Here is a 25,478-nt window from a genome sequence, read left to right as displayed (position 1 = left end):
CCATTGCAACAGCAATGCTGCTGCGCAACGGCCTTGCCATGCTCGCAGGCCTCCTCGTGCTCGCAACCCCGGCTCATGCCGGCCCGCTGATCCAGCAATGGACCGCCTCGACCGGCGCACGCGTCCATTTTGTCGAAAGCCGTGCCCTGCCGCTCGTCGACATCCAGATCGACTTTGCTGCCGGAAGCGCGGCCGACCCCGCCGGCAAGGCCGGGCTTGCCGGGCTGACCAGCGCCCTGCTCGACGCGGGCGCGGGCGACCTCGACGAACAGGCCATTTCCGACCGAACCGCCGATATCGGCGCCCAGATCGGTGGCGGCACCGACAACGATCGCACCAGCCTGTCGATCCGCAGCCTGTCCTCGGCCGCGGAGCGCGACGCTGCCGTCGAACTCGCCGCCACCCTGCTCGGCCAGCCGAGCTTTCCGGCGGCCATCCTGGAGCGCGAGCGCGGGCGGGCGATCGCCGGGCTGCGCGAGTCCCTGACCAAGCCGGCCACCCTGGCCGCGCGCAGTTTCAACCAGACCGTCTATGCCGGCCACGCCTACGGCAACAACGCCACGCCCGAGTCGCTGGGCGCGATCGGTCGCGACGACCTGGCGGCGTTCCACCGCGACCACTTCGCGGCCCGCCATGCCTCGGTCACCATCGTCGGCGACGTCGACCGCGAGACGGCAGAGCAGATCGCCATCCGGCTGACCCGGACACTGCCCGCGGGCCGCGATATTCCGCCGACGCCCCCGCCTGCGCTCGGCGCGGCTCGGACCGTGCGCATCCCCCACCCGTCGGCCCAGGCTCACATCCTCATCGGGCAACCCGGCCTCGCACGCGAGGACCCCGACTACTTTCCGCTGCTGGTCGGCAACTATGTGCTCGGCGGCGGTGGATTCGTCTCCCGGCTGACCCATGAGGTCAGGGAGAAACGCGGCTTCGCCTACAGCGTATACAGCTATTTCGCCCCCCAGCGGGTTGCCGGGCCGTTCCAGATCGGCCTGCAGACCCGGGGCGGCCAGACCGAGGATGCGCTCGAGGTCGTGAATGCGACCCTGACCGCCTTCATTGCCGACGGCCCGACCGATAAAGAGCTGCAGGCGGCCAAGGACAACCTGATCAACGGTTTCGGCCTCCGTCTCGACTCCAACCGCAAGATCCTCGACCATGTCGCCATGATCGGCTTCTACGGCCTCCCACCCGACTGGCTCGACCGCTATCCGCGCGCGGTCGCCGCGGTGACCCGCGAACAGGTGCGCGATGCATTCACCCGCCGCATCCGTCCCGAGCATCTGATCACCGTCATCGCCGGTGGCGATGGCGACAGCACCGCAGCCGGGGCCGCGGGCGCACCCTCCCGATGAGCCGGGTCCGCATCGTCGGCGGCGCGTGGCGTTCGCGCCTGCTCGACGTCACCCGCGTACCCGGGCTGCGCCCCACCCCTGACCGGGTGCGGGAAACCCTGTTCAACTGGCTGGGCCAGGATCTGGACGGGCTGTCCTGTCTGGATCTGTTTGCCGGCACCGGCATTCTCGGCTTCGAAGCGGCTTCCCGCGGCGCAGCGAGCGTGGTGATGGTGGAGCAGAATCCACGCGCACTGGATGCGCTGCATCATGCCGCAGAAACCCTGCACGCGTCGCAGGTAGAGATCATTCGCGGCGATGCGGTAAAATTCCTGACATCCACCACCCGGAAGTTCGATGTGGTGTTTCTCGACCCGCCGTACCGACAGGGCTGGCTCGAGCGTGTGGCGCCTCTGATCGGCGGCGTGATGCAGCCGGAAGGATGGCTCTACGCCGAGTCGGAAGCGCCGCTGACCGATCTGGGCGGGTGGCACGCAGTGAAGCGGGGCCACGCCGGACAGGTTCATTTCCATCTCTTGCAAGGGACGCAGGAATGAAGGATACGCTGGCGGTATACCCGGGCACGTTCGACCCGTTCACCCGTGGCCACGAGGATCTCGTGCGACGGGCGGCGTTGTTGTTCGACCGGGTCGTGGTGGCGGTGGCCCAGAGTCACGGCAAGGGCCCGATCTTCAGTCTCGATGAGCGGGTGGAGATCGCACGGGACAGCCTGAAGGCATTCCCGAACGTGACCGTGACGGGGTTCGACGGCTTGCTGATGGATTTCCTGCAGGTGCAGAACGCCAGGGTCATCCTGCGCGGCCTGCGTGCCGTGTCCGACTTCGAGTACGAGTTTCAGATGGCCGGAATGAACCGCAAGATGTACCCGGACGTCGAAACCGTATTCCTGACCCCTGCCGAGGAATACATGTTCATCTCTGCCACCATGGTGCGAGAGATCGCCCGACTGGGCGGAGATGTAAGCAAGTTCGTACAACCCACCGTGCTTGCACGATTGCAGCAGAAAGTGAATTCAAAGCGATAGCGAGGAAGCAACCAATATGTCATTGATTATTACCGACGAATGCATCAATTGCGACGTCTGCGAACCGGAATGCCCGAATGGCGCGATCTATCAGGGGGAAGAGATCTATGAGATCGACCCCAACAAGTGCACCGAATGCGTCGGCCACTTCGACGAACCGCAGTGCCAGCAGGTCTGCCCGGTCGACTGTATTCCGCTCGACCCGGACCACGTCGAGACCAAGGATCAGCTGATGGAAAAATTCATCAAATTGACGGCCAAGAGCTGACGCCTCCGCGGCGGACAGCGGTGCAGAAAAAAGGCGAGTCGCAAGACCCGCCTTTTTCGTTCCCGCCCGACACGACTCACGCAGCCATGCCTACCGGCACCGGATCGATCAGCGCAGCGCCACCGAGCGCGGCGGCGATGTCTCCTTCGAGCCCGCGCAACTCGTCGAGCAGCGCAAGCACGCCAGCCTCCGCCTGCTTCAGTTCCTCGACCCGGTCTTCGAGGGTATCGGTCGCCTGATGGATGCGCTTGACGCTTTCGAGCCGGCGCTTCAGCTGTAGCTGATACTCGCGCACCTGGGTTTCCAGCGGCGACATCACCGCGCGCAGCCACTGCTCCACATCACGGTTGGCCAACTCGAAGGTGCGACGCGCCTGGACCGCAATGGTCTCGAAAAACTTCTGGGTCAGGGTGTGCTTCTCGGTGGTCACCAGGGTCAGCGTGGTATTGATCTGACGGTTGAACGCCTTTTCCAGCCGATCGAGCTCGGCCTCGTAGCGCTGCGTAGAGAACCCCTCGGGCGAAGTCAGCTTGAGCCCGTGCTCGACGCTGAAACGCCGGTACATCGAATCGAGCATCCGGGTGATCTCGGCGATCTCGGTGGTCGACTGGTTCAGATTGCTGCGCAGGTGTTCGAAAAAACCTTCCATGGCGTGGCGCAATCCCTTGCTGAAGGTCGACTCGAGCATCGCCTCGCGCGTGCGGCGGGTTTCGTCGCGCAGCGCATCCATGCCGAGATGGGCGAGCAGGTTATTGGTCAGGTTCGAGAACACCGAGCGGACCGCGTAGTACTTCTGCAGCCCCTCCTCGAACTCCTCCTTCTCGATCCGGATCTTGCGCATCATGTATTCGATGACGTTCTGATTCTTGCCGCGCAGGTCGGTCAGTTCCTGCAGTTGTTCGCGCACGCCGGACAACCTTGCCTGCAACAGCGAAGTGGTCTGAAGTACCAGATCCCCGGTCTCGCCAAGGGTGTTGTGGCGCACGATCTCCTGCTTGGTCGGCAACAGGTCTTCGGTGAGGGCACGCTCCAGTTCGGGCAGACGACTGCGCGCGAGCAAGGATGCATCGCCATTGATTCGCCCGACCAGGCCTTTCTGCGCCGACACCGGGAACACCACCTCGGGCTCGATCTCGAGCATGTCGGCGACGGACCGGACCTGACGGTCGATCTCGGTTTCGATCCGCGCCTCATCGCGCAAACCATCCCACAAGCCGTCAATCTTGTTGAGTACGACCAGGCGGCCCTTCTGCCTGCCCTGCCCGGTACTGACGTAGTCCCGCCATACTGCAAGGTCGCTCTGGGTCACACCGGTATCGGCCGCCAGGATGAACAGCACCGCATGCGCATTGGGCAACAACGACAGCGTGAGCTCGGGCTCCGCGCCGATGGCGTTGAGACCCGGAGTATCGAGCACCACCAGCCCCTGCTCCAGCAACGGATGCGGAAACTGGATGACCGCGTGACGCCAGCTCGGCACCTCCACCAGCCCGTCGCTGCCCGGCTTCAGTCCCTCTTCCCCCTTGGGGTCGACCTTGAACCCGAGGCGGGCGGCCTCGGTCTGGGACACCCGCTCGACCTCGCCCACGCGCGCGAGCGCGCGCTGGAGCTCGATCGCAGATCCGGTCTGCAGCGGCACCACCGTCCATTCGTCCACCGTGCGCTTGAGTTCGCTCACCGGCGCCTGCAGTGCACGCGTGCCGATCGGCAACAGCCGCAGCTCCGGTACCGCCCCGGCCGACCACTGCAGTTCGGTCGGGCACATCGTGGTTCGCCCGGCGCTGGATGGCAGGATGCGGTCGCCGTAGTCGGAAAAGAAGATCGCGTTGATCAGTTCGGACTTGCCACGCGAGAACTCGGCCACGAAGGCGATGGTGAGCTTGTCTTCGCGCAGGCGATCGACCAGATACTGGAGGCGCAGGTCGGCCTGCGCATCGCCGACGTCATTGCGCGACAGCCAGTTGCGCAGTCGCACCACCGATTCCACCGCCGTTCCGCGCCAGCGGCTGTAGGCGGAAAACTGTTCAGCCAGAGTCATGATTTCATCATCCGTTCTTCCGGTACGTTCGGAAGTTTCAGTCTTAACGCTATCAGCATAGCGCCGATCGAAGACGCTTGCCACGGCATCGCGCCGATACCGGACAGCCGGCCGGTAGCGGGCGACGGACGCTGCAGGCCCTTCAGCGGCCGCGGCGCTGGCATTGTGGACAATAGAAAGTGGCGCGCTGCGCGCTGACAATTCGCCGGATCGGCGTACCGCACACCCGGCACGCCTCATCGTCGCGGCCATAGACGAAGTACTGTTGCTGAAAATACCCGGGCTGGCCATCCCCGCCGACAAAATCGCGCAATGTGCTGCCGCCGGCCTCGATCGCGGCAGCCAGCGTTGCCCGCACTTCGCAGGCCAGTCGCCGATAGCGCTCCAGGCCGATGCGCCCGGCCGCCTCGAGCGGATGGATTCGTGCCCTGAACAAGCTCTCCGACGCGTAGATGTTGCCGACCCCCACCACTCTCTTGCCATCCATCAGCACATGTTTGACCGGAGCACGCAAGCCGCGACTGACCCGATACAGCCAGTCGCCGTCGAACAGCTCGCCCAGCGGCTCCGGACCCAGCCCGGCGAGCAAAGGATGCGCCACGGCCGGTCCCTGCTGCCACACGACCAGACCAAAGCGGCGCGGGTCGCGCAGGCGCAGGGCGCGATCGCCGAACACGAAATCGACGTGGTCATGCACACCTGCCGGCTCGGCCGGATCGATCACCCGCAGGCTGCCGGACATGCCCAGATGCACGATGACGCTGCCGGCACCGAAATCGAACAGCAAATACTTGGCACGCCGGGACACCCGGTCGAGAATAGTTCCGCACAGCATCTCGCCCAGGGTCGGAGGTACCGGCAGGCGCAGATGCGAATTGCGCACGACCAGCGCGCTCAGCGCCCGCCCTTCGACATGAGGACGGACGCCGCGGCAGGTCGTTTCGACTTCGGGCAGTTCAGGCATGAGTGCTCCATCCAGATCGATCCGCGCATGGGCAGCTTGCCGGTGCGGGGTCAAAGTGCCTACCATGAGGCGAACCGAATTCCAGGTCAGTCATCCAATACATTACATTTGCAGCGCGATGCCGGCCACCGGACCGCACTGCAAAGCCGCTCAGCCGATCCACGGAACCCGCCGGACAGCCCTATGAATCGCACCATCGCCCGCCAGATCGCCCGCCTGGGCATGACCCTTGCCCTCGGTCTGTCGCCGGGCGCGCTGGTCCTTGCCAACGAGTCGCCGGCGGTAGCAGAACTACCGGGACAGGAGCTCACGCCGCAGACACTTTACCGCTTCCTGCTCGCAGAGGTCGCCGCTGCGCGTGGCCAGCTCGACGTCGCCGCGCAGCTTTATCTCGACCTTGCACGCAGCACCCGCGACCCGCGCATCGCCCGCCGCGCCACCGAAATGGCCCTGTTTGCCCGCGACAGCGAGTTGGCGGCCGAAAGCGCACGCGTATGGGTCGAAACCGACCCCGGCTCCGAAGAGGCCAAGCGTCTGCTGGCCGGCGTGATCAGCGGTCATGGCGGCCGCCTGGAAGACGTCCAGATCCAGCTGGCACGGGCGCTTGCCCAAGCCCCCGGCAGCCTCGCCGCCAACCTGATGGGACTCAACCGGGCACTGACGCGGCTAGCGGACAAGGCCGCCGCGCAGACGATGGTCAATCGCCTCACCGAACCCTATCTGGAGCACCCCGAAGCGCATTTTGCCCGCGCTCAGGCCGCAGCCATCGCCGAGCGTCAGATGGAGTCGCTGGCCGCGATCGACACCGCACTGTCGCTGCGCGCCGACTGGGAGCCCGCCTTGGTGTTCAAGGCCCAGTTGCTGATGCAGGCGGGCGCCAACGCCGAAGCCAGCCGACTCCTCCAGGAGGCGAGCGCGCGGCAGCCCGACAACCGCAACCTGCGGCTCGCCCATGCGCGCAGCCTGGTCGGCGCAAAACAGTTCGAAGCGGCCCGCGCCGAATTCCGCAGCCTGCTTGCCAGCACACCCGACGACCGTGACTTGCTCTACGCCGTGGCCCTGCTGTCGCTGCAGCTCGACGAACCGGACACGGCCGAGCCGCTGCTGGTGCAGGCGCTCGAGGCAGGGCATCCCGACGCCGACACCATCCGCCTGCATCTCGGCCAGATCGCCGAGAAGCGCAAGGATGGCGCGGCCGCACGGAAATGGTTCGATTCGGTCGGCGCCGGCAAACAGCAGGCCGAAGCGCGCATTCGCAGCGCGCAGAGCCTGGCCGCCGAAGGACGGATCGAAGATGCCCGCCACGTGCTGCAAGCGGCGACCGACGAGGACGGAAGCCGGCGGCGCTTCCTGCTCGCCGAAGCCCAACTGTTGCGCGAAGCCAATCGCGCGCCGGAGGCGTTCGACATCATCGACGCGGCACTGCAGCAGGCTCCGGACGATACCGACCTGCTCTACGAATCGGCGATGCTGGCCGAGCGCCTCAACCGTCTGGAGGTCATGGAAGGCCGCCTGCGCAAGGTGATCGCCCTGGCTCCCGATCATGCTCATGCGTTCAACGCTCTCGGCTACTCCCTGGCCGACCGCGGCCAGCGCCTGGAGGAAGCCGAGACCCTCATCTCCCGTGCCCATGAACTGTCGCCGGATGATGCATTCATCATTGACAGCCTGGGCTGGGTGCGGTTCCGCCGTGGCGACAACCGGGGCGCCCTGACCCACCTCGAGCGGGCTTACGCCATGCGCCCCGATCCCGAGATTGCGGCCCACCTAGGCGAAGTCCTGTGGCAGCTCGACCGTCGTGCCGACGCCGAACGACTGTTCGACAGCGCGCTTGCCGCCCATCCCGACAACGAGACCCTGCGCGGCACCGCCCAGCGCCTGCGCAATCCGTGACGGCGCACGCGATCCGCCCGCCGCTCCGTCGCTTCCACGCGCTCGTTTGGACCATGCTGCTCGGAGCGTGTGCGCCCCTGCAACCATTATCCGAAACGGTGGCCGTGGCACGTCCGACCCATGTTCAGTTCGAACTCGAGGGACGTCTTTCGGCCACCGATGGCGAACGTGCGGCGAACGGCCAGATCGAGTGGCAACATGCCCCCATGGCCGACCGGTGGACCGCCCTCAGCCCGCTCGGTCAGATCGTTGCGCGTCTCGACAGTACGCCCGCGGGCGCCGAACTCGTGCTCGCCGATGGCCAGCGCCATCGGGCGGAGAACGCCTCGACGCTCCTGCCCGCACTGCTCGGCACCGAGGTTCCGCTCGCGCCGCTCGCGGGCTGGCTGCAGGCCAGCCCGCGAGCGGGCGCCGAGGTACGCGTCACTGACCAGCACGGTCGCCCCGCCCTCGTGATCGACCAGGGCTGGCGCATCGACTATGCCGAGTACCACGACGCCAGCCCCGGCGCCCTCCCCCGCCGACTGGAAATCTCCCGCGGTGAAACCCGTATCCGTCTCGTGATCGACCGATGGACCCTGACCCCCTGAACGCCGTGCCGCCCACCGCCAATCGCAAGCTGACCGGCTGCCTCGCACCCGCCAAACTCAACCTGTTTCTGCATGTGACCGGCCGCCGGCCCGACGGCTATCATCTGCTGCAGACCGCCTTTCGCCTGTTGGAATGGGGCGACAGTCTCGACTTCGCACGCCGCGACGACGGACTGATCCGCCGCGTGTCCGACCTTGCGGGGGTTCCCGCAGAGACCGATCTGGTGGTCCGAGCCGCGCGCCGGCTGCAGCATGCAACGGGCTGCTCAGCAGGCGCCGACATCGCCGTCACCAAGCGCCTGCCGATGGGCGGCGGGCTCGGCGGGGGCAGCTCCGATGCCGCCACCACCCTGATCGCACTCAACCACTTGTGGGGCACCGGGCTGAACCGCGAGCAGTTGCAGGCACTGGGGCTCGAACTCGGCGCCGACGTGCCGTTCTTCATCTACGGACAGGATGCATTTGCCGAAGGGGTGGGCGAAAAATTGCAGCCCCTGACGCTCGCGCCGGCCTGGTACGTTGTTCTTTCACCCCGGACCAATGTGCCGACCGCCGAAATTTTTTCGGCGAGGGACTTGACGAGAGATAGCGCCCCCATCAAAATAGCGGACTTCACAGCGAGCTCTACCCGGAACGACTTGCAGGAAACTGCATGCAAACGCTACCCGGAAGTGAGAAAAGCAATCGATTGGCTGGCGCAATTTGCACCGGCCCGGATGACTGGCTCGGGCGCCTGTGTGTTTGCGGAAGTCGATTCGGAAGCGGAAGCTCAGCGTATCGTCGATCGATGTCCGCCGCACTGGAAAGCCTGGAAGGCTTCTAGCCTGGCACGGCATCCGATGCATTGCCTGATCGGGTGAACAGGTTTTATTGGGGAGTCGCCAAGTTGGTCAAGGCACCGGATTTTGATTCCGGCATTCGAAGGTTCGAATCCTTCTTCCCCAGCCACATAACGACGGGCAGGCCTCTGGCCTGCCCGAGTCGTTTTTGAAGACGGCTTCATTCTATCGGCATCGGAGATTCGGTCATGCCCTACGGCAGCCTGATGGTCTTCACTGGCAACGCCAACCCCAAGCTCGCAGCGGATGTGGTTCGGCGACTGGGCATTTCCATCGGTTCGGCTACCGTTGGCCGCTTTTCCGACGGCGAAGTCAATGTGGAATTGCTCGAAAACGTACGCGGCAAGGATGTCTTCATCCTCCAGCCGACCTGTGCGCCCACCAACGAGAACCTGATGGAGTTGCTGGTCCTGGTCGATGCGCTCAAGCGTGCCTCCGCCGGCCGCATTACCGCAGCAATCCCCTACTTCGGCTATGCCCGTCAGGATCGCCGGCCGCGTTCGGCCCGGGTCCCGATCACGGCCAAGGTGGTGGCCAACATGCTCCAGGCGGTCGGCGTCCAGCGCCTGCTGACCATGGACCTCCATGCCGACCAGATCCAGGGCTTCTTCGACATCGCGGTGGACAATGTCTATGCCGCGCCGGTGCTGTTGGCCGACCTCGACAAGCAGAAATACGACAACCTGATGGTGGTCTCCCCCGACGTCGGCGGCGTGGTCCGCGCCCGCGCCTTCGCCAAGCGCATGGAGTGTGATCTCGCGATCATCGACAAACGCCGGCCCAAGGCCAACGTGTCCGAGGTGATGAACATCATTGGCGAAGTCGAAGGCCGCACCTGCGTGATCATGGACGACATCGTCGACACCGCCGGCACCCTGTGCAAGGCCGCCGGCGCACTCAAGGCCAACGGCGCCAAACGCGTGCTGGCTTACTGTACCCATGCCGTGCTGTCGGGCGCGGCGGTGTCGCGCATCAACGACTCCGAACTGGACGAACTGGTCGTCACCGACACCATCCCGCTGCGCGAGGATGCCAAGGCCAGTACCCGCATTCGCCAGGTTTCGGTGGCCTCGTTGCTGGCCGACACCATGCTGCGGATCAGCAACGAGGAATCGGTTTCCTCGCTGTTCATGGACTAAAGTTCTGCCCGCGGCGTGCCGCGGGCTTTTTCATCTCCGCCTGGTCGCGGGCGGAGACTTCATCAACTGGAGTAGCAAACATGCAAATCACTTTCAAGGCCACCAAGCGCGAACTGCAGGGATCGAGTGCGAGCCGCCGCCTGCGTCGTGCCGGCCAATTGCCGGGTATCGTCTACGGCGGCGACAAGCCTGCCCAACCGGTGCTGATGAACCACAACGAGCTGTTCCACCTGCTCAAGAAGGAAGCTTTCCACGCGTCCGTACTGAGCATCGACATCGACGGGGCCAAGGAAGCGGTGCTGCTGCGTGACACCCAATGGCACGCCTTCAAGCAGCAGGCCATGCACCTCGACTTCCAGCGTGTCGATGCCGGCCAGGCGATCCACATCAAGGTGCCGCTGCACTTCATCAATGGCGAGGCCAGCCCGGCGGTCAAGCTCGGCGGCTGCATCATCTCCCACGTCCTGACCGAACTCGACGTGAAGTGCCTGCCGGCCGACCTGCCCGAGTTCATCACCGTCGACCTGTCGGCGCTCGAAGTCGGCCAGTCGATCCACGTCTCCCAGCTGTCCCTGCCGGAAGGCGTGGAAGCGGTGCCGCACGGCGAAGGCGACGGCGTCGTGGCCAGTGCCCAGCAAACCCGTGGCAGCCTGTCTGCCGAAGGCGAAGAAGAAGAGGAAGCCGCGTCCTGATGCCGGCTTCTTCCTGCCGGGATGCCCGGGCGTAGACAGCGATGACGAAAGCGGCCCTGCGCGCGCCCCGTCTCATTGTCGGCCTCGGCAATCCCGGTGCCGAATATTCCGAAACCCGGCACAACGCCGGGTTTTGGTTTTGTGAGCGCCTCGCCGCCCAGCTCGGCGTGCGCTTCACGTACGAATCGCGCTTTCACGGCTGCGTCGCCAACGCCCGCGAGGCGGGAATCTGGCTACTGATGCCGCAGAATTTCATGAATCGCTCCGGTCAGGCCATCGGCGCGCTGGCCCGCTTCTACCGCATCGAGCCGGCCGATATCCTCGTCGTCCATGACGAGCTCGACATCCCCCCGGGGCAGCTGCGGCTGAAGTTCGGCGGCGGCCTCGGCGGCCACAACGGCCTGAAGGACACCTCCGCCCACCTCAACACCAACGACTACTGGCGCCTGCGCATCGGCATCGGCCATCCGGGCGACCGCAACGAGGTGGTCAACTACGTGCTCAAGCCCGCCCGCCGCGAGGAGCAGACACTGATCGACGAAGCCATCGATCGCGCCCTCCTGGCCTGGCCGATCGTGGCCCGCGGCGACTGGAACACCGCCACCCAACGACTGAACGCCCGGCCTGCCGCGCCCAAGCCTTCCAAGCCGCCTCGGCCCGCCGCGGCCCCGACCGGCGCGCCCGACCACTCCAAGGACGAATCCCAGCCATGAGCCTGAAATGCGGAATCGTCGGCCTGCCCAACGTCGGCAAGTCGACCCTGTTCAATGCCCTTACCAAGGCCGGCATCGATGCGGCCAACTACCCGTTCTGCACGATCGAGCCCAACGTCGGCATCGTCGAGGTGCCGGACCCGCGCCTCGCCGCGCTGTCCGCGATCGTCAAGCCGCAGAAGATCCAGCCCGCCATCGTCGAGTTCGTCGACATCGCCGGCCTGGTCGCGGGGGCGTCCAAGGGCGAGGGCCTGGGCAACCAGTTTCTGGCCAACATCCGCGAAACCGATGCCATCGTGCATGTGGTGCGCTGCTTCGCCGACGACAACGTGGTCCACGTCGCGGGCAGTGTCGACCCGCTCCGCGACATCGAGATCATCGACACCGAACTTGCGCTCGCCGACATGGCCACGGTGGAAAAGGCCGTCAACCGCTACAAACGCCCCGCCGCTGCGGGCGACAAGGAAGCCCGGGCCCTGGTCGCGGTGCTCGAGAAGTGTTTGCCGCAACTCAACGAAGCGCGTCCGATCCGCGCGCTCGACCTGGCCAGGGAAGAGTGGGCCCTGCTCAAGCCCTTCTGCCTGATCACCGCCAAGCCGGTGCTCTATGCCGCCAACGTCGCCGAAGACGGCTTCCAGGACAATCCGCATCTCGACGCCGTTCGCGCCCATGCCGCGCAGGAGGGCGCCCAGGTCGTTCCGCTGTGCGCCGCGATCGAAGCCGAGATCGCCGATCTCGAAGATGCCGACAAGAAGGATTTCCTCGAGTCCATGGGCCTCGAGGAGCCCGGCCTCGACCGACTGATCCGCGCCGGCTACCAGTTGCTCGGTCTGCAGACCTACTTCACCGCCGGGGTCAAGGAAGTACGTGCGTGGACCATCCACGTCGGCGACACCGCCCCGCAGGCCGCGGGCGTGATCCATACCGACTTCGAGCGCGGCTTCATCCGCGCCCAGACCATCGCCTTCGACGATTTCATCCAGTACAAGGGTGAAGCCGGCGCCAAGGAAGCGGGCAAGATGCGCGCCGAAGGCAAGGAGTATGTGGTCAAGGATGGCGACGTGCTGAATTTCCTGTTCAACGTCTGACCCGAGGTCCGCCGCCGAATGAAAGGCCCTGTTGTACAGGGCCTTTTCCATTTCAGCACGGTGCCCATCGTCGTTATCACCGCCAGCGTGCCGTCACGACACCGGAACGCCGGCCTTCAGACGACCGCTGCACTGCACCCGCGCCCGAGTTCGATACCGCGAACCGAGGTGCCAGGTCGCGCGCCCCCGGCTAAAGTGTGAGCATCAATCCTTAACATGCGCCCGAGCAGCCCGCAGCCATGAGCGAAGATACAGGACGAAGGACCACGACGCGCATTCCACACCACGCCGCCGTGCCGAAACGCAATTCGGCGGACGGCACCATGATGCATGCAGACGTCGCCGGACGCATCGGTGCCCTCCGAGCGCGTGAGGCGCAGCAATGACTGCCGATCTGTTCGCCGGACTCGAAGACACGGCACAGCGCGAACAGATGCTGGCACCGGGCGCCGTGTTGCTGCGCGCGTTCGCTGCGCCGGCGGCGCAAACGCTGCTCGCCGCGGTCGCGAGCGTTACCGCCCGGGCCCCGTATCGCAATATGGAGACGCCAGGCGGACTCCGCATGTCGGTAGCGATGAGCAATTGTGGCACGCTCGGCTGGGTAAGCGACCGGCGCGGCTATCGGTACACGGCACTCGATCCGGACAGCGGCCTTCCGTGGCCGCCGATCCCGGCGTGCCTGCTGCGTCTGGCTGGCGACGCTGCCGCGCAGGCCGGGTTTCCCGGCTTCGTGGCCGACGCGTGCCTGATCAACCGCTACGCGCCGGGCACCCGCCTGTCCCTGCACCAGGACCGTGACGAGCGCGATTTCGATGCGCCCATCGTTTCCGTCTCGCTCGGCATCCCGGCGATCTTTCTGTTCGGCGGCCTGCGGCGCACCGACCGCGCGCTACGCGTGCCCTTGCTCCACGGTGACGTGGTGGTGTGGGGCGGACCGGCACGGCTGCGCTTTCACGGCGTCTTGCCGCTCAAGGAAGCCACTCACCCCGTGCTCGGCGCGCATCGCATCAACCTGACCCTGCGCAAGGCCGGTTGATCAGAACATCGCCTTCAGCGCCCCCCGGATCCAGTTCCAGCGGCTCATCACCAGCGCCAGCGAGATCAGCCCGCAACCGGCAAACTGGATCCCGCTCATGGTTTCACCAAACCACCATGCGGCCACCAGTGCCGTCCACATCGGCTCCAGCATCAGGATGATGGCGGCGTGACTCGGCGTGGTCAGGCTCTGGCCGTGCAACTGGACGAGAAAGCGCAGGGTGGTGGCGATGATCGCGCTGGCGAGGAGCCAGAACAGAATCGGGGTCGGCACCGCTTTCGGCCAGGTTTCGACCAGGATCGAGGCCGGCAGGATCAGCACTCCGACCATCAGCACCTGGATCGCACTCAAGGCCAACACCGGCACCCCGCGCACGACGCGCGAATTGAGGTTGAACAGGAAGGCGAAGATCAGTGCCGCGGCAAAGAAGAACCACTGCCCGGCCTCGACCCGAAAGCCGTGGGCGAGCGACAGGCAGGCGAACCCGGCGAGCGCCACCGGCAATGCGACCCAGGTGCTCGCCGGCGGGTGCTCACCGAAAAAGAGGCGGGCAAACACCGGCACCAGCACAATGCCGAGGCTGGCAATGAAGGCGCCCTCGCCGACGTGCGATGCATGCTGCAAGCCCATGATCCACAACGCCATCGCCGCGGCGAAAAACACCCCGACCAGCGCCGCACGACCCAGCGCATTGCGATTGAGCGCCCGCAACTGAGTCCAGCTGAAGGCCGCCAGCACCACGCCCGCGAGCAGAAAGCGCGTGCCCACGAACTGTAGTGGCGCCAGGCCCGCCAGCGCTTCCTTGGAGAATACCCACCCGGCCGCGGCCAACAGGGTGGCGGCGAGCAGCAGGAGGTCGGCCCTGAGCGGGTGCGGGGGAGAAGTCATCGAGGTCGAGAACGAGCCTGTCATGAAAAAAATGGGCCATGCATGCTATCCCATCCGCGCCGACCGCACTGAAATGACGCCAAGGCCGACCATCGTATCCGGTCCTTCGGCGCCTTCCCGGCGCGAAACGGCCCGAAATGGCCTCGGTCACCATTTCTCGTCCTTGTTGCAAATCAAGGATTTCGACCCTGCACACCCCTAGAGTGCACCTGCGACAAAACCTCACGAAAGGCGCTGGTCACAGGCAATCCAGGCATATGGCCAGAGCCATGCAGGAGCCATGTACCCAGCGGCAGGATGACTTGACGAAACACCGATCACACGAGAAACGGGAGCGACAGAATCATGAACGAAGCCAAGATGAACCCGGTCGATGAAATGCCCGACCCGAGCCGCCGCAAGTTCCTCAACAGCGCAGCATTTGTCGGCCTGGCCGGCGCGGGCCTGTCGGTCGGGCTGTCGGCCTGCAACAAGGAATCGTCTTCGACCCCCGCCGCTGCGACCGCCCCGACGGCCAGTGCAGAGCATTCCGAAGTGGGCAAGTATGAAGTCGCCCCGGGTCAGCTCGACGAGTACTATTCCTTTTCCAGCGGCGGCCATTCCGGTGAGGTGCGCATCTACGGCCTGCCCTCCGGCCGTGAACTGAAGCGTATTCCGGTGTTCAACATGGACTGCCTGGTGGGCTGGGGTGTCACCAACGAATCCAAGGCGATTCTCGGCACCAAGCCCAACGGCACGCCCAAGTACACCACTGGCGACACCCACCACGTTCATCCCTCGTACACCGACGGCACTTACGACGGCAAGTACATGTTCGTAAACGACAAGATTCACGGTCGTCTGGCGCGTATCCGCATGGATACCATGGAATGCGACAAGATCACCGAGTTGCCCAATATCCAGGGCTTCCACGGCACCTTCCCGGACAAGCGCGACCCTGTCGATGCTGCCATCAACCACACCACCCGCGTATTCTGCGGTGCCGAGTTCTCGATTCCGCTGCCCAACGACGGCCGCGACATGGAAGACGGCAGCAAGTACAAGTCGCTATTCACCTGCGTGGATGCCGAATCGATGGAGGTGCGCTGGCAGGCCCTGATCGACGGCAACTGCGATCTGGTCGCGACCTCGTACGACGGCAAGCTGGCAGCGACCAACCAGTACAACACCGAGATGGGCATTCACTACGAAGGCATGATGAGCGCTGAAATGGACGCCTGCCTGTTCTTCAACGTCGCCCGCATCGAAGAGGCGGTCAAGGCCGGCAAGGTCACCTACATCGCCGATTCCAAGGTGCCGGTGGTTGACTGCACCCGGGCCTCGAACGCGGACCCGAAGACGGCGCTGACCTGCTACGTGCCGATCCCGAAGAACCCGCACGGCGTCAATCTCAGCCCGGACGGCAAGTACTACGCGTGCTCGGGCAAGCTGTCGCCGACCGCCACGGTGATCGAGCACGCCCTGGTGCTGAAGTGGTTCGACGGCGAACTGGCCGCAGCACGCGACACGGTCGTGGCCGAACCCGAAATCGGCCTCGGCCCGTTGCACACCGGGTTCGACAACAAGGGCAATGCCTACACCACGCTCTTTCTCGACAGCCAGATCGTGAAGTGGAACGTGGACGCCGCAATCCGCTCGTTCAAGGGCGAGAAGGACGCCAAGGTGGTGCTCGACCGTATCGATGTGCACTACCAGCCCGGCCATGGCTTCACCTCGATGGGCGAGACCAAGGACTCGGACGGCCGCTTCTTCGTGTCGGACAACAAGTTCTCCAAGGACCGCTTCCTGCCGGTCGGCCCGCTGCACGCTGAAACGGCACAGCTGATCGACATCAGCGGCGACAAGATGAAACTGGTCGCCGACCACTCGGTATATTCCGAGCCGCACGACTCTATCATCATCCGTCGCGACATCGTCAAGACCCGGCAGATCTACAACCTCGACGAGTTCCCGCTGGCGGTGAAGGATCCGAAGGAATCCGGCGTGTTCCGCGAGGGAAAGAAGGTCACGGTCAAGCTCACCAGTCAGGCACCGGCCTTCAGTCTGCGCGAGTTCACGGTCAAGAAGGGTGACGAAGTCACCATCATCCTGACCAATCTCGACAAGGTGGAGGATCTGACCCACGCGATGGCGATCCCGAAGTACGACATCAACTTCATGGTCAATCCGCAACAGACCCAGTCCGTGACCTTCATCGCCGACAAACCGGGGGTCTACTGGTGCTACTGCACCAACTTCTGCCACGCCCTGCACCTCGAAATGCGCTCGCGCATGATCGTCGAGGCCTGACCCGGCACCATTGCGCTGCAGGCCAACCCTGCAGTTACCGGGCAATGACAGGAAGTCTTCGGGGGCCTTGGCCCCCGATTTTTTTTGCCCCTGCCTTGGCATCTTGATTCGAAACAAGTCGCCAACCGTGTCGGTACATTAGCATTCACGCATCAACCGCTTTCCCTCGAGGAGCCCCCGGATGTCTGTTCTCGCAGCATTATGCAATCTGATCCTGGTTCTTACGCTCGGCGTCGGAGCGGGATCGGCTTTCGCGAATGCCTATGAAGCACAGCTCCCCGCCGAGCTGGCGTCTTCGCCACGGATGTGCGACTACGTCCCCTGTGCCGACGTGATTCCCGGCGCCGACAGTTTTTCCGAACGCAAGGGCCAGCCGTCCTATGTCGAGGCCTATCGCAGCGCCGACGGCGACAAGCAGTTGATCGGCTACGTGATGCTGTCGACCGACATCACCGATATCCCGGCCTATTCGGGCAAGCCGGTGGTGACCCTGATCGGCATGGACACCACCGGGCACTTCACCGGGGTGAAGGTGCTCAAGCACTCCGAGCCCATCCTGCTGCTTGGTATCCCCGAAGAAGCACTGATCGAATTCAACAACCAGTATCTGGGCAAGTTCGTCGGCGACAACATCGAGATCGGGCGCTCGCGTCCGGAGAAGAGCATCATCGGCCTCGACGCCATCACCGGCGCCACGGTGACCGTGATCGCGCAGAATCAGGTGATGATGCTGTCCGGCGGCGAAGTGGCAAAGCAGGTCGGCATCCTCAAGCCGACCATCCGTCCGCAGGCGAAGTTCATTGCCACCGGAGCGTCGCCGAGCTGGCAGCAGCTGGTGGATGAAGGCAGCGTGCAGCGCATCATCGTGACCGCCGAGGAAGTCGGCCTGCCGCACCGCGGACAACCCTACATCGATCTGTGGTTCGGCTACCTCAACCACCCCTCCGTCGGCCGCGCAGTGCTCGGCGACGGTCCATACAACAGCCTGATGAGCCGCCTCAAGGAAGGCGACCACGCAATCTTCATCATCCGCAGTGCGGGCATCGAGTCGTTCAAGGGGTCGGGGTTCGTGCGCGGCGGCATCTACGACCGCGTGCAGGTGCGGCAGGAGCGCGACGCCTTCACCTTCCGCGATACCGACTACTATAACCTCTATGGCATCGCTGCGCCGGGTGCGCCCGCCTTCGACGAATCGGCGATCTTCATCGTGCGCTCGGGCGCGTTCTCGGCCGCTTATCCGTGGAAACTGGTGTTCCTTGCCAACAAGATGGACAGGGCCACCGGCGCCAAGACCTTTGCCAACTTCGACACCGAGTACTGGCTGCCCGCAGCCTACCTTGAGGGTGGCCGCCCCGAGATCGTCAAACCCGATCCGGTTTGGCTGAAGATCTGGAAGGAACGCATCGTCACCATCATCGCCTTCACCGCTTTCCTGGTTGCGATTGCCACCGTCTATGCGCGGCGCGACACCCTGGTGCGGCGCTCGACCCGCAAGAACAAGTGGCCGGTGAATGCCTTCAAGTATGTCGGCTGGGTGATCAGCGTCGGTTTTGTCGGTTTCGGCCTGCTGGCCCAGCCATCGATCACCCAGGTGCTCACGTGGTTCCACGCATTGCTGTTCCAGTGGCAGTGGGAGTTGTTCCTGTCCGATCCGTTCATCTTCATCTTCTGGTGGTTCATCATCATCACCGTGTTCCTGTGGGGCCGTGGCCTATTCTGCGGCTGGGCCTGCCCCTTCGGCTCGCTGTCGGAGTTGTTGTACAAGATTGGTGGCTGGGTCGGGCTCAAGCGCTACCAGTTCAAGCTGCCCAAGCCTTTGCATGACAAGCTGAAGTGGGTGAAATACGGCGTCTTCTTCGGCCTGCTGGCGGTCAGCGTGTTCTCCATCGGACTGGCCGAGAAGCTGGCCGAGGTGGAACCGTTCAAGACCACCTTCCTGGTCGGCCTGTTCAACCGCAGTTGGCCCTACACCCTGTTTGCAAGTGCGCTGCTGGGGCTATCGATCTTCACCGAACGGCCGTTCTGCAAGTATCTGTGCCCGCTCGGCGCCGGTCTGGCGATGCCTTCGACCTTCCGCTGGTTTGGCCTCAAGCGCAAGCAGGAGTGCGATTCGTGCAAGGCCTGCGCGGTGGGCTGCGGCTCGCAGGCGATCGACAAGGACGGTCGCATCGATCAGCGCGAATGCCTGCTGTGCATGGACTGCATGGTGTATTACTACGAGGACCATGCCTGCCCACCGCTGTCGCAGGAGCGCAAGCGCCGCACGAAGGCCGGCCTGACGCTGACGCCGATCGGTGCCGACGGCTACTACATTCCGATCAAGCCGGTGGCGACATCGAAATGATCGCCGACTTGACCACGATCATGGGAAGACGAGATGGTTAATCCAACAATGCCTACCGACCCGATCGATCCGCCCTACGCGGGCAAGACCGGTGTGGTCGGACGACTCGCCGCCGAAACGTGGGATCACCTGTGGCCGTGGAGCCGCAGCGGTTTCCAGCGTCAGCGCGCAATCCAGGGCGCCGGGTTGGCCCTCGGCCTCGCTGCCACCATCGTCTGGATTCTTGCCGCAATGGGACAACTAGACGCCGGTGCCGTGATTGGCTGGTGGTTTGGCTGGAGCGTATTCGAGGTCATCGTCCGCCTCGGCGCCAAACCCTATGTGAAGGAAGGACCGTGGTGGGGCGCACGCTATCGCGCCGCCACGCCGATGGACATGATCTGCTACGTCTCGTTCAAGAACCTGCTGATCGGCGCGGTGCTGTTCCTGTCGCTGAAGAGCCTGGGCTTGCTGAACGTCTGAGCGCCGTACTTGATCAGGAAAAGAGAAGGATCCGCCCCGCAATGAGCCGCCTTGCGCTCCCCGTCCTGGTGCTGTGCTTGTCTGCGTCGGCGCACGCCGCCACGTGGACGGTACGCCCGGGAGAGTCGATCCAGGCCGCCATCGAGCGTGCCGCGGACGATGACACGGTGATGGTCGAGCGCGCGCACTATCGGGAGAACGTCGTCATCGCCAAGCCCATCACCCTCAAGGGCATCGACCGCCCTACGCTGGACGGAGGGCTCCGGGGCGACACCATCCGTATTCGCAGCCCGAAAGTGACGATCGACGGGCTTATCGTGATCAACTCCGGCGCCGATCTGGAGAAGCAGAACGCGGGAATCTACCTCGAGCCCGGCTCCGACTCGGCGCGGATACTCAACTGCGACCTGGTCTACAACCTCTTCGGGCTGTGGATCGAGACGGTCAAGGATGTGGAAATCCGCGACAACCTGATCGCAGGCAAGCGCGACCTCATCTCGCCGCATCGCGGCAACGGCATCCAGCTCTACAACACCGAAGGCGCACAGATCGTCGGCAACAACATCAGTTTCGTCCGCGACGGCATCTATGTGGATGTGTCCCATCACGCGGTGTTCCGCAAGAACCGGATTCACCACGTACGCTATGGCACCCACTACATGAACTCCCACAACAACGTGTGGGAGGACAACGACTCCTATTACAACCGCGGCGGACTTGCGTTGATGATGACGCGCGGCCAAGTGATCCGGAACAACCGCGCATGGGGCAACTCCGATCATGGCATCATGCTGCGCACGATTCAGGACTCGCTGATCGAGAACAACGTGGTGGCCGGCAACGCGCGCGGCTTTTTCATCTATGACGCCGAATACAACACCCTGCGCGACAACCTGGTAGTGGACAACGATGTCGGCGTGCACCTGTGGGCAGGCTCGTATCGCAACCAGGCCGAGGGCAACGACTTCATCGCCAACCGCACCCAGATCAAGTACGTCGCGGCCCGCGACGAAATCTGGGGTAGCGGCACCGGCAACTACTGGAGCAACTATCTCGGCTGGGACCGCGACGGCGACGGCATCGGCGACCTGCAGTACGAGGCCAACGACCTGGTGGATCGCCTGTCGTGGCGCCACCCGATGATGAAACTGCTGCTCGCAAGCCCCGCCGTGCAAACCTTGCGCCTTGTGGGGCGGCAGTTTCCGCTGCTGCGCGCGCCGAGCATCGTCGACCCCAAGCCGCGGATGCAGCCGCACAACCCTGACTGGAGCCAATGGCGTGGCAGACACTTCCCCCGCTCCCCTTAGTACCGACGTCGATGCGCGCGCAACAGTGGTCATCGCCCGCGGCGTGCACAAACACTATGGGGCCATCCGTGCGGTCGACGGCGTCGATCTGGACATCCGTGCCGGCGAACTGTTCGGCCTTATCGGCCACAACGGCGCCGGCAAGAGCACGCTGTTCAAGATGCTGCTCGGGCTCACCCCCACCACCGCAGGCGAAATCCGCATCGGCGGCGCGCAGGTCGGCGGCGGCGGTTTCCGCGCAGTGCGGCGCACGGTGGGCTACCTGCCCGAGAACGTGGTGCTCTACGACAATCTTACCGGGCTCGAGACCTTGCACTTCTTCGCCCGCCTTAAGGGCATCCCGCCACGAGAGAGCGGCGCGGCGCTCGAACGCGTCGGCCTGACGCACGCCGCGAAACGGCGCGTACGAGAGTACTCCAAGGGCATGCGCCAGCGCCTCGGCTTTGCCCAGGCCCTGCTTGGCACCCCGCGCATCCTGTTCCTCGACGAACCCACCACCGGCCTCGACCCCGAAGCGATCCGCGGCTTCTACGCCATCCTGCGGCAACTCAAGAGCGAGGGCGTGACCATGGTGATCACCTCGCACATCCTGGCCGAGATCCAGGAACGTGTCGACCGCCTGGCGATCATGAGCGCCGGCAAGGTGCAGGCCAGCGGTACAGTGCAGGCCCTGCGCGAGCAGATGGATCTACCCCTGCGCTTCACCGTGCGCGTCGCACCTGACGATTTTGCAACCGTGCGTGCCGCACTCGGTCACCTGCCGGTGACAGCGATCGAGGCCGCTGACGAGCATGTGACGGTGCAGTGCCAGCGCGAGTCCAAGATGGCGGTCATCCAGGCATTGGCCCGGCTCGACGGCAGGGTGCTCGACGTCACGGTGCGTGAACCTTCGCTGGAAGACGTGTTCTTCGGCTTTTCGGACTAAGAGGACGATCATGGAAATCTCGCAGGTCGCCACCATCGCCGGCAAGGAATTCTGGGATCGGATCCGCAACCGCTGGGTGCTGGCAGTCGCCCTCATTTTCACTGTATTCGCATTGGTCATTGCCTACTTTGGCGCCGCGCAGCAAGGCGCCGTAGGTTTTCGCTCGATCGAGGTCACCATCGCCAGCTTGGTCAGCCTGGTGATCTACCTGATCCCGCTGATCGCACTGGTGCTCGGCTTCGACGCCATCGTCGGCGAGCGCGAACGCGGCTCCCTCGACCTGCTGCTGTCGATGCCCATCACCCGCGGCGAACTCTTGTTGGGCAAGTACCTCGGCCTGGCGGCCGCGCTCACCTTCTCCACCGTAGCCGGCTTCGGCCTGGTGGCACTGGTGCTCTCCGCCCAGCTCGATCTCAACGCGCTGTTCCACTACTTCGGCTTCATGGCCAGCTCGGTGCTGCTCGGCTGCGCCTTCCTCAGTCTCGCGGTGATGCTGTCGGTATTCGCCAGCGACCGCACCCGCGCGTCGGGACTGGCGATCGCGATGTGGTTCTTCTTCGTGCTGGTGTTCGATCTGTTGCTGCTCGGCGCACTGGTGGTAACGGGCGGAGAACTGGGCGGCAAGTGGGGGAGCGAGATATTTCCCTACCTGCTGCTGCTCAACCCAGCCGACGTCTTCCGCATCCTCAACATCTTCGCGCTCGAGGACGTCCGCACGCTGTATGGCCTCGCCACCGTGTTTCCGCCGGCACTGGCCAAACCGTGGCTGCTGGGCCTGGTGATGTTTGGCTGGATCGCCGCACCGCTGACGGTCGCCAGCTGGCGTTTCCGCAGGTAGGACGCGCAAGCGACACCCCGTTACAGGAGAGAACTCATGTGCACACATCACGCATGCATGAACCGGCGGCGCTTCCTGCTTGCCGGCGCCGCAGCCGGCCTGCTTGCGGCATGCGGCCGCGGTGACGGCAACGGAAAATTGGGAGTGACCGCGGTGGAAATCGACAACAGTACCAGTTGCGCGCTTGACGGCATGCTGCTCGCCGACTATCCCGGCCCCAAGGCTCAGGTCCACTACGACGGCGTGGCCGAGCCGGACTGGTTCTGCGACACGGTCGAGATGTTCTCGATCACGCTCAACCCGGAGCAGGCACGTCGGGTCGCCGCCCTCTACGTACAGGACATGGGCAAGGCCGACTGGGACCAGCCGCGGGGTCACTGGATCGACGCAAAGACGGCGACCTACGTTCATGGCTCCAAGCGTCACGGTTCCATGGGTCCCACCATCGCCTCGTTCGCGGCCGAATCCGACGCCCGCGCATTTGCCGCGGACCACGGCGGCAAAGTGTTGAAATTCGCTGAAATCACTGCCGACATGGTCGTGCTCGACGGCGGCGCTCTCCATGACCAAAGGATGTAAGCCAATGGACTCGCTCTACGATTCACTCCCTCCCGAAACCGCGATGGAAGTGCAGCAGCTCGCCCGCCTGATCTACGAGACCCGCGAGAACCGCCGCATGGTGCTCGACGCAAGCGGCGTCGCCGACGAAAACGAGTTGCTCGCGCGGATCGGCCGCGGCGAAGTCGCGGAGCACCCCGCCTACGAACACTACCTCGCGGCGCGCATCCTGGGCGACACCCACGAGATCACACGCATACTCATGGCCGACATGTTGCAGGAGATAAACCGCCGATGAACCTGCATGCCGAACTTCTCAAACACGTCGAGCACAACTTCGCCGCCCGCCTGCTGAAACCGCCACAGCTCACCCAGGACGCACTCACCCTGGCGCTGGACAACGGAGTGGTGCTCACCGTGCGCTATGCCACCGATGATGCCTACTCGCTGCGCTGGAACAACAGTGCCGACGCTACAGGCACCGGATCGGGCATCGACACTGCCCCCACTCACCCTGAGCTCGCCACCTACCCCAACCACCTTCACCTGGCGGACGGCCGTGTCGTCGCCGACCCGCTAACCCGTCCTGGAGCCCTCCCCGAAACAAACGTCGGCGCAGTGATCGAAGCCCTGCTGCAGGACCCGCAGCAAAAGGATTGGCTGGCATGATTGTCGCCGACACCACGCGCAGGGCGGTCAAGGGCTCGTCTCGGCACTGTCGCGGCGTGCGTCGCCGCAGCCGGTAGCATGTTTCTGCGGCAAGCGTTCGGCCAACTGCGGATTTCCACCCTCCCTCCGAAGACGGCTGCATTGTGCAGCTACCGGGGGGCGGCGCTTGCCCACGCTTGGGATCCAGCCTCCGGTTGGGCAAGGACGATGCCCACCCGATCCGCGCCACTGCCCGGTATGCGGCAGGTACCCCGCGCGTCTTCCGAGATGGGTGGCACAGATCAGCTTCGAAGGCGACACGGTGCATTTCTTCGACTCGGCGGTGGACCTGGTCATGTTCCTCGATGACCCCCAAGCCACTTCGATACGTCTCACGCCACAGCTGACGCGGCGGCGCCCTACTTAGCTGGATACGGGGGCGACGCCCGAAGCGCGACGCTGGTGATTGGCGCTGCCACCCGTGGCCCGATGCGTGGCCCCGCCTTCGGCAATGAAACCCTGGCCGTCACCTTCATCGCGGAACATGGTGGATCGCCCTGCATCTCGGAGCGATCGACCACCGCCGCGTCGCTACCCTGCGCGACGCCAACCACGGGAACCACACATTGAACTTGGGTCGGCGCCAAATTGTGCGAACTGGTCCAACAGATAAGAAATGGAGACCGTACAGGCCTCCCTCCACCGAGGTGGCAGCGGCCCCTTACTGCGACTTGGATACCATATAGTCGACCGCCGCTTTCACTTCGTCGTCGGTAAGCGAGGCACCACCACCACGCGCCGGCATCATGCCCTTGGCACCGGTAAATCCCTCGATCGCGTGCTTGTACAGCGTATCGTTACCCTGCGCGATACGCGGCCCCCAATCTGCCTTGTCACCAGGCTTGGGCGCGCCGGCAACGCCGGCCGCGTGACACAAGGCGCAGGTCTTCTTGTAGGTGCTCTCGCCTGCCGCATTCACTGCCGGAGCCGGCGCGGCAGCGACCGGAGCTGGGGCGGACGGAGCCGGAGCTGGCGCCTGCGCGGCCGGTTTCGGCGCGGTGGATGAATCGGTCCCTGGGGCGGATTCCTCCCCGCCACAGCCGGCAAGGAACACCGAAAGCACTGCAGCTACCATCAAAGGCGTCTTGTTCATCAGTTTTCTCCATATCTCGTTGGGATCCACCGGTTGGAGGAGTCTCCGCCGGCAATGAAGGAATGCTAGCGAACATGGCGAAAAATTGGATTGACCCCTGTCAATTATGACAACGCCGTTGCGAGGGAAGGCCACAAATCAATGGCGGGGACGCGATGCGCCCCGTTGCGGAGTGAACGCTGATTTCGTCTCGAGTTGTATGCCGGTAGACGTAAAAACCCCCTCAGCGTGGATTGCTGAGGGGGTTTTGAGGGGTTAGTCTGACGATGACCTACTTTCACGAGAGCGAATCTCACTATCATCGGCGCGTACCTGTTTCACGGTCCTGTTCGGGATGGGAAGGGGTGGTACCAGGAAGCTATGGTCGTCAGACTATGACTTGTTCCCTGCGTGGTTGTGCAGGGCAAAGACTGGAAGAAGTATGGGT

At 64.4% G+C, this 25,478-nt stretch carries 25 protein-coding genes, 1 tRNA gene and 1 rRNA gene; 22 read left to right on the top strand and 5 right to left on the bottom strand.

Annotated elements, in window-relative coordinates; translation table 11 throughout:
- Nucleotides 1-14: 14 nt before the first annotated feature.
- Genes AC3A35_RS16550 through AC3A35_RS16535 form a run of 4 tightly spaced genes read left to right on the top strand, consistent with a single transcriptional unit; the run spans nucleotide 15 to nucleotide 2,647 of the window.
- Nucleotides 15-1,355 (top strand): M16 family metallopeptidase, encoded by a 1,341-nt coding sequence (locus AC3A35_RS16550; protein ID WP_487437487.1) that lies wholly within the window; start codon nucleotides 15-17, stop codon nucleotides 1,353-1,355.
- Nucleotides 1,352-1,891, top strand: a complete 540-nt coding sequence (rsmD, locus tag AC3A35_RS16545) for a 16S rRNA (guanine(966)-N(2))-methyltransferase RsmD (protein ID WP_487437293.1) — start codon at nucleotides 1,352-1,354, stop codon at nucleotides 1,889-1,891. The genes AC3A35_RS16550 and rsmD overlap by 4 nt, the downstream gene beginning before the upstream one ends.
- Complete coding sequence (gene coaD, locus AC3A35_RS16540) at nucleotides 1,888-2,379, top strand: pantetheine-phosphate adenylyltransferase (protein WP_487437292.1); 492 nt, start codon at nucleotides 1,888-1,890, stop codon at nucleotides 2,377-2,379. Before rsmD ends, coaD begins: the two co-directional genes overlap by 4 nt.
- A 16-nt stretch (nucleotides 2,380-2,395) precedes the next feature.
- A complete protein-coding gene (locus AC3A35_RS16535) occupies nucleotides 2,396-2,647 on the top strand; it encodes a YfhL family 4Fe-4S dicluster ferredoxin (protein WP_487437291.1) in 252 nt (83 codons plus the stop codon).
- Nucleotides 2,648-2,723: 76 nt separating this feature from the next.
- Here AC3A35_RS16535 and AC3A35_RS16530 read toward each other — a convergent pair whose 3' ends face one another.
- The gene (locus tag AC3A35_RS16530; RefSeq protein ID WP_487437290.1) at nucleotides 2,724-4,685 is read right to left on the bottom strand and encodes a dynamin family protein; all 1,962 of its coding nucleotides are present in this window, start codon (nucleotides 4,683-4,685) and stop codon (nucleotides 2,724-2,726) included.
- 142 nt (nucleotides 4,686-4,827) lie between these two features.
- Nucleotides 4,828-5,649 carry a bifunctional DNA-formamidopyrimidine glycosylase/DNA-(apurinic or apyrimidinic site) lyase gene (gene mutM, locus AC3A35_RS16525; RefSeq protein ID WP_487437289.1) on the bottom strand — a complete coding sequence of 274 codons (822 nt, stop codon included), beginning with the start codon at nucleotides 5,647-5,649 and terminating at the stop codon, nucleotides 4,828-4,830.
- 183 nt (nucleotides 5,650-5,832) lie between these two features.
- Between mutM and AC3A35_RS16520 the strand changes: the two genes are divergently transcribed.
- The 9 genes from AC3A35_RS16520 (at nucleotide 5,833) to alkB (ending at nucleotide 13,639) form a co-directional block, all read left to right on the top strand.
- The gene (locus AC3A35_RS16520; protein ID WP_487437288.1) at nucleotides 5,833-7,542 is read left to right on the top strand and encodes a tetratricopeptide repeat protein; all 1,710 of its coding nucleotides are present in this window, start codon (nucleotides 5,833-5,835) and stop codon (nucleotides 7,540-7,542) included.
- A gap of 104 nt (nucleotides 7,543-7,646) precedes the next feature.
- The gene (gene lolB, locus AC3A35_RS16515) at nucleotides 7,647-8,132 is read left to right on the top strand and encodes a lipoprotein insertase outer membrane protein LolB (RefSeq protein WP_487437287.1); all 486 of its coding nucleotides are present in this window, start codon (nucleotides 7,647-7,649) and stop codon (nucleotides 8,130-8,132) included.
- On the top strand, nucleotides 8,114-8,992 hold the full coding sequence (ispE, locus tag AC3A35_RS16510) for a 4-(cytidine 5'-diphospho)-2-C-methyl-D-erythritol kinase (RefSeq protein WP_487437286.1): 879 nt from the start codon (nucleotides 8,114-8,116) through the stop codon (nucleotides 8,990-8,992). The genes lolB and ispE overlap by 19 nt, the downstream gene beginning before the upstream one ends.
- Before the next feature lie 11 nt (nucleotides 8,993-9,003).
- Nucleotides 9,004-9,080: transfer RNA gene (locus AC3A35_RS16505), tRNA-Gln, on the top strand.
- 79 nt (nucleotides 9,081-9,159) lie between these two features.
- On the top strand, nucleotides 9,160-10,110 hold the full coding sequence (locus AC3A35_RS16500; RefSeq protein WP_487437285.1) for a ribose-phosphate pyrophosphokinase: 951 nt from the start codon (nucleotides 9,160-9,162) through the stop codon (nucleotides 10,108-10,110).
- Nucleotides 10,111-10,190: 80 nt separating this feature from the next.
- The gene (locus tag AC3A35_RS16495) at nucleotides 10,191-10,802 is read left to right on the top strand and encodes a 50S ribosomal protein L25/general stress protein Ctc (RefSeq protein WP_487437284.1); all 612 of its coding nucleotides are present in this window, start codon (nucleotides 10,191-10,193) and stop codon (nucleotides 10,800-10,802) included.
- A 41-nt stretch (nucleotides 10,803-10,843) separates the two neighbouring features.
- On the top strand, nucleotides 10,844-11,515 hold the full coding sequence (pth, locus tag AC3A35_RS16490; protein WP_487437283.1) for an aminoacyl-tRNA hydrolase: 672 nt from the start codon (nucleotides 10,844-10,846) through the stop codon (nucleotides 11,513-11,515).
- The gene (gene ychF / locus AC3A35_RS16485; protein ID WP_487437282.1) at nucleotides 11,512-12,603 is read left to right on the top strand and encodes a redox-regulated ATPase YchF; all 1,092 of its coding nucleotides are present in this window, start codon (nucleotides 11,512-11,514) and stop codon (nucleotides 12,601-12,603) included. Before pth ends, ychF begins: the two co-directional genes overlap by 4 nt.
- 382 nt (nucleotides 12,604-12,985) lie before the next feature.
- Nucleotides 12,986-13,639, top strand: a complete 654-nt coding sequence (alkB, locus tag AC3A35_RS16480) for a DNA oxidative demethylase AlkB (protein ID WP_487437281.1) — start codon at nucleotides 12,986-12,988, stop codon at nucleotides 13,637-13,639.
- Here alkB and AC3A35_RS16475 read toward each other — a convergent pair whose 3' ends face one another.
- The gene (locus AC3A35_RS16475) at nucleotides 13,640-14,527 is read right to left on the bottom strand and encodes a DMT family transporter (protein WP_487437280.1); all 888 of its coding nucleotides are present in this window, start codon (nucleotides 14,525-14,527) and stop codon (nucleotides 13,640-13,642) included.
- A gap of 345 nt (nucleotides 14,528-14,872) precedes the next feature.
- Here AC3A35_RS16475 and nosZ point away from each other — a divergent pair, with 345 nt between their 5' ends.
- The 9 genes from nosZ to AC3A35_RS16430 all read left to right on the top strand — a co-directional run bounded on the left by nosZ (nucleotide 14,873) and on the right by AC3A35_RS16430 (nucleotide 23,919).
- The gene (nosZ, locus tag AC3A35_RS16470) at nucleotides 14,873-16,816 is read left to right on the top strand and encodes a TAT-dependent nitrous-oxide reductase (RefSeq protein ID WP_487437279.1); all 1,944 of its coding nucleotides are present in this window, start codon (nucleotides 14,873-14,875) and stop codon (nucleotides 16,814-16,816) included.
- A gap of 181 nt (nucleotides 16,817-16,997) precedes the next feature.
- A complete protein-coding gene (locus AC3A35_RS16465; RefSeq protein WP_487437278.1) occupies nucleotides 16,998-19,160 on the top strand; it encodes a 4Fe-4S binding protein in 2,163 nt (720 codons plus the stop codon).
- A gap of 33 nt (nucleotides 19,161-19,193) precedes the next feature.
- Nucleotides 19,194-19,622: a transcription regulator gene (locus AC3A35_RS16460; RefSeq protein WP_487437277.1), complete on the top strand. Its 429-nt coding sequence runs from the start codon at nucleotides 19,194-19,196 to the stop codon at nucleotides 19,620-19,622.
- A gap of 41 nt (nucleotides 19,623-19,663) precedes the next feature.
- Nucleotides 19,664-20,929, top strand: a complete 1,266-nt coding sequence (locus tag AC3A35_RS16455; RefSeq protein WP_487437276.1) for a nitrous oxide reductase family maturation protein NosD — start codon at nucleotides 19,664-19,666, stop codon at nucleotides 20,927-20,929.
- The gene (locus AC3A35_RS16450) at nucleotides 20,901-21,854 is read left to right on the top strand and encodes an ABC transporter ATP-binding protein (protein WP_487437275.1); all 954 of its coding nucleotides are present in this window, start codon (nucleotides 20,901-20,903) and stop codon (nucleotides 21,852-21,854) included. Before AC3A35_RS16455 ends, AC3A35_RS16450 begins: the two co-directional genes overlap by 29 nt.
- A gap of 10 nt (nucleotides 21,855-21,864) precedes the next feature.
- Nucleotides 21,865-22,692, top strand: a complete 828-nt coding sequence (locus AC3A35_RS16445; protein WP_487437274.1) for an ABC transporter permease — start codon at nucleotides 21,865-21,867, stop codon at nucleotides 22,690-22,692.
- A 36-nt stretch (nucleotides 22,693-22,728) separates the two neighbouring features.
- Entirely contained in the window at nucleotides 22,729-23,271 is a 543-nt protein-coding gene (locus AC3A35_RS16440; protein ID WP_487437273.1) for a nitrous oxide reductase accessory protein NosL, read from the top strand.
- A 4-nt stretch (nucleotides 23,272-23,275) separates the two neighbouring features.
- Complete coding sequence (locus tag AC3A35_RS16435) at nucleotides 23,276-23,548, top strand: hypothetical protein (RefSeq protein ID WP_487437272.1); 273 nt, start codon at nucleotides 23,276-23,278, stop codon at nucleotides 23,546-23,548.
- Nucleotides 23,545-23,919, top strand: a complete 375-nt coding sequence (locus AC3A35_RS16430; RefSeq protein ID WP_487437271.1) for a toxin-antitoxin system TumE family protein — start codon at nucleotides 23,545-23,547, stop codon at nucleotides 23,917-23,919. Before AC3A35_RS16435 ends, AC3A35_RS16430 begins: the two co-directional genes overlap by 4 nt.
- 700 nt (nucleotides 23,920-24,619) lie before the next feature.
- Here the strand turns inward: AC3A35_RS16430 and AC3A35_RS16425 are convergent.
- Both AC3A35_RS16425 and rrf read right to left on the bottom strand, forming a co-directional pair.
- On the bottom strand, nucleotides 24,620-25,051 hold the full coding sequence (locus AC3A35_RS16425) for a c-type cytochrome (RefSeq protein ID WP_487437270.1): 432 nt from the start codon (nucleotides 25,049-25,051) through the stop codon (nucleotides 24,620-24,622).
- A 258-nt stretch (nucleotides 25,052-25,309) separates the two neighbouring features.
- Nucleotides 25,310-25,423 (bottom strand): 5S ribosomal RNA (rrf, locus tag AC3A35_RS16420).
- Between the last annotated feature and the right edge of the window lie 55 nt (nucleotides 25,424-25,478).

It is taken from the genome of Azoarcus sp. Soil_N_20, assembly GCF_057656155.1.
Note: the sequence above shows the minus strand (reverse complement) of the source record. Positions and strands in the feature narration are given on the sequence as shown.

What these genes read in the sequence shown, in the direction of transcription:
- pth (WP_487437283.1), top strand. Translation starts at nt 10,844, where the DNA reads ATGACGAAAGCGGCCCTGCGCGCGCCCCGTCTCATTGTCGGCCTCGGC.
- AC3A35_RS16520 (WP_487437288.1), top strand. Translation starts at nt 5,833, where the DNA reads ATGAATCGCACCATCGCCCGCCAGATCGCCCGCCTGGGCATGACCCTT.
- AC3A35_RS16440 (WP_487437273.1), top strand. Translation starts at nt 22,729, where the DNA reads ATGTGCACACATCACGCATGCATGAACCGGCGGCGCTTCCTGCTTGCC.
- ispE (WP_487437286.1), top strand. Translation starts at nt 8,114, where the DNA reads ATGGACCCTGACCCCCTGAACGCCGTGCCGCCCACCGCCAATCGCAAG.
- AC3A35_RS16455 (WP_487437276.1), top strand. Translation starts at nt 19,664, where the DNA reads ATGAGCCGCCTTGCGCTCCCCGTCCTGGTGCTGTGCTTGTCTGCGTCG.
- mutM (WP_487437289.1), bottom strand. Translation starts at nt 5,649, where the DNA reads ATGCCTGAACTGCCCGAAGTCGAAACGACCTGCCGCGGCGTCCGTCCT.
- AC3A35_RS16500 (WP_487437285.1), top strand. Translation starts at nt 9,160, where the DNA reads ATGCCCTACGGCAGCCTGATGGTCTTCACTGGCAACGCCAACCCCAAG.
- nosZ (WP_487437279.1), top strand. Translation starts at nt 14,873, where the DNA reads ATGAACGAAGCCAAGATGAACCCGGTCGATGAAATGCCCGACCCGAGC.
- coaD (WP_487437292.1), top strand. Translation starts at nt 1,888, where the DNA reads ATGAAGGATACGCTGGCGGTATACCCGGGCACGTTCGACCCGTTCACC.
- alkB (WP_487437281.1), top strand. Translation starts at nt 12,986, where the DNA reads ATGACTGCCGATCTGTTCGCCGGACTCGAAGACACGGCACAGCGCGAA.
- AC3A35_RS16465 (WP_487437278.1), top strand. Translation starts at nt 16,998, where the DNA reads ATGTCTGTTCTCGCAGCATTATGCAATCTGATCCTGGTTCTTACGCTC.
- AC3A35_RS16445 (WP_487437274.1), top strand. Translation starts at nt 21,865, where the DNA reads ATGGAAATCTCGCAGGTCGCCACCATCGCCGGCAAGGAATTCTGGGAT.
- AC3A35_RS16495 (WP_487437284.1), top strand. Translation starts at nt 10,191, where the DNA reads ATGCAAATCACTTTCAAGGCCACCAAGCGCGAACTGCAGGGATCGAGT.
- AC3A35_RS16435 (WP_487437272.1), top strand. Translation starts at nt 23,276, where the DNA reads ATGGACTCGCTCTACGATTCACTCCCTCCCGAAACCGCGATGGAAGTG.
- AC3A35_RS16475 (WP_487437280.1), bottom strand. Translation starts at nt 14,527, where the DNA reads ATGACTTCTCCCCCGCACCCGCTCAGGGCCGACCTCCTGCTGCTCGCC.
- AC3A35_RS16460 (WP_487437277.1), top strand. Translation starts at nt 19,194, where the DNA reads ATGGTTAATCCAACAATGCCTACCGACCCGATCGATCCGCCCTACGCG.
- AC3A35_RS16430 (WP_487437271.1), top strand. Translation starts at nt 23,545, where the DNA reads ATGAACCTGCATGCCGAACTTCTCAAACACGTCGAGCACAACTTCGCC.
- rsmD (WP_487437293.1), top strand. Translation starts at nt 1,352, where the DNA reads ATGAGCCGGGTCCGCATCGTCGGCGGCGCGTGGCGTTCGCGCCTGCTC.
- AC3A35_RS16425 (WP_487437270.1), bottom strand. Translation starts at nt 25,051, where the DNA reads ATGAACAAGACGCCTTTGATGGTAGCTGCAGTGCTTTCGGTGTTCCTT.
- AC3A35_RS16535 (WP_487437291.1), top strand. Translation starts at nt 2,396, where the DNA reads ATGTCATTGATTATTACCGACGAATGCATCAATTGCGACGTCTGCGAA.
- ychF (WP_487437282.1), top strand. Translation starts at nt 11,512, where the DNA reads ATGAGCCTGAAATGCGGAATCGTCGGCCTGCCCAACGTCGGCAAGTCG.
- AC3A35_RS16530 (WP_487437290.1), bottom strand. Translation starts at nt 4,685, where the DNA reads ATGACTCTGGCTGAACAGTTTTCCGCCTACAGCCGCTGGCGCGGAACG.
- AC3A35_RS16550 (WP_487437487.1), top strand. Translation starts at nt 15, where the DNA reads ATGCTGCTGCGCAACGGCCTTGCCATGCTCGCAGGCCTCCTCGTGCTC.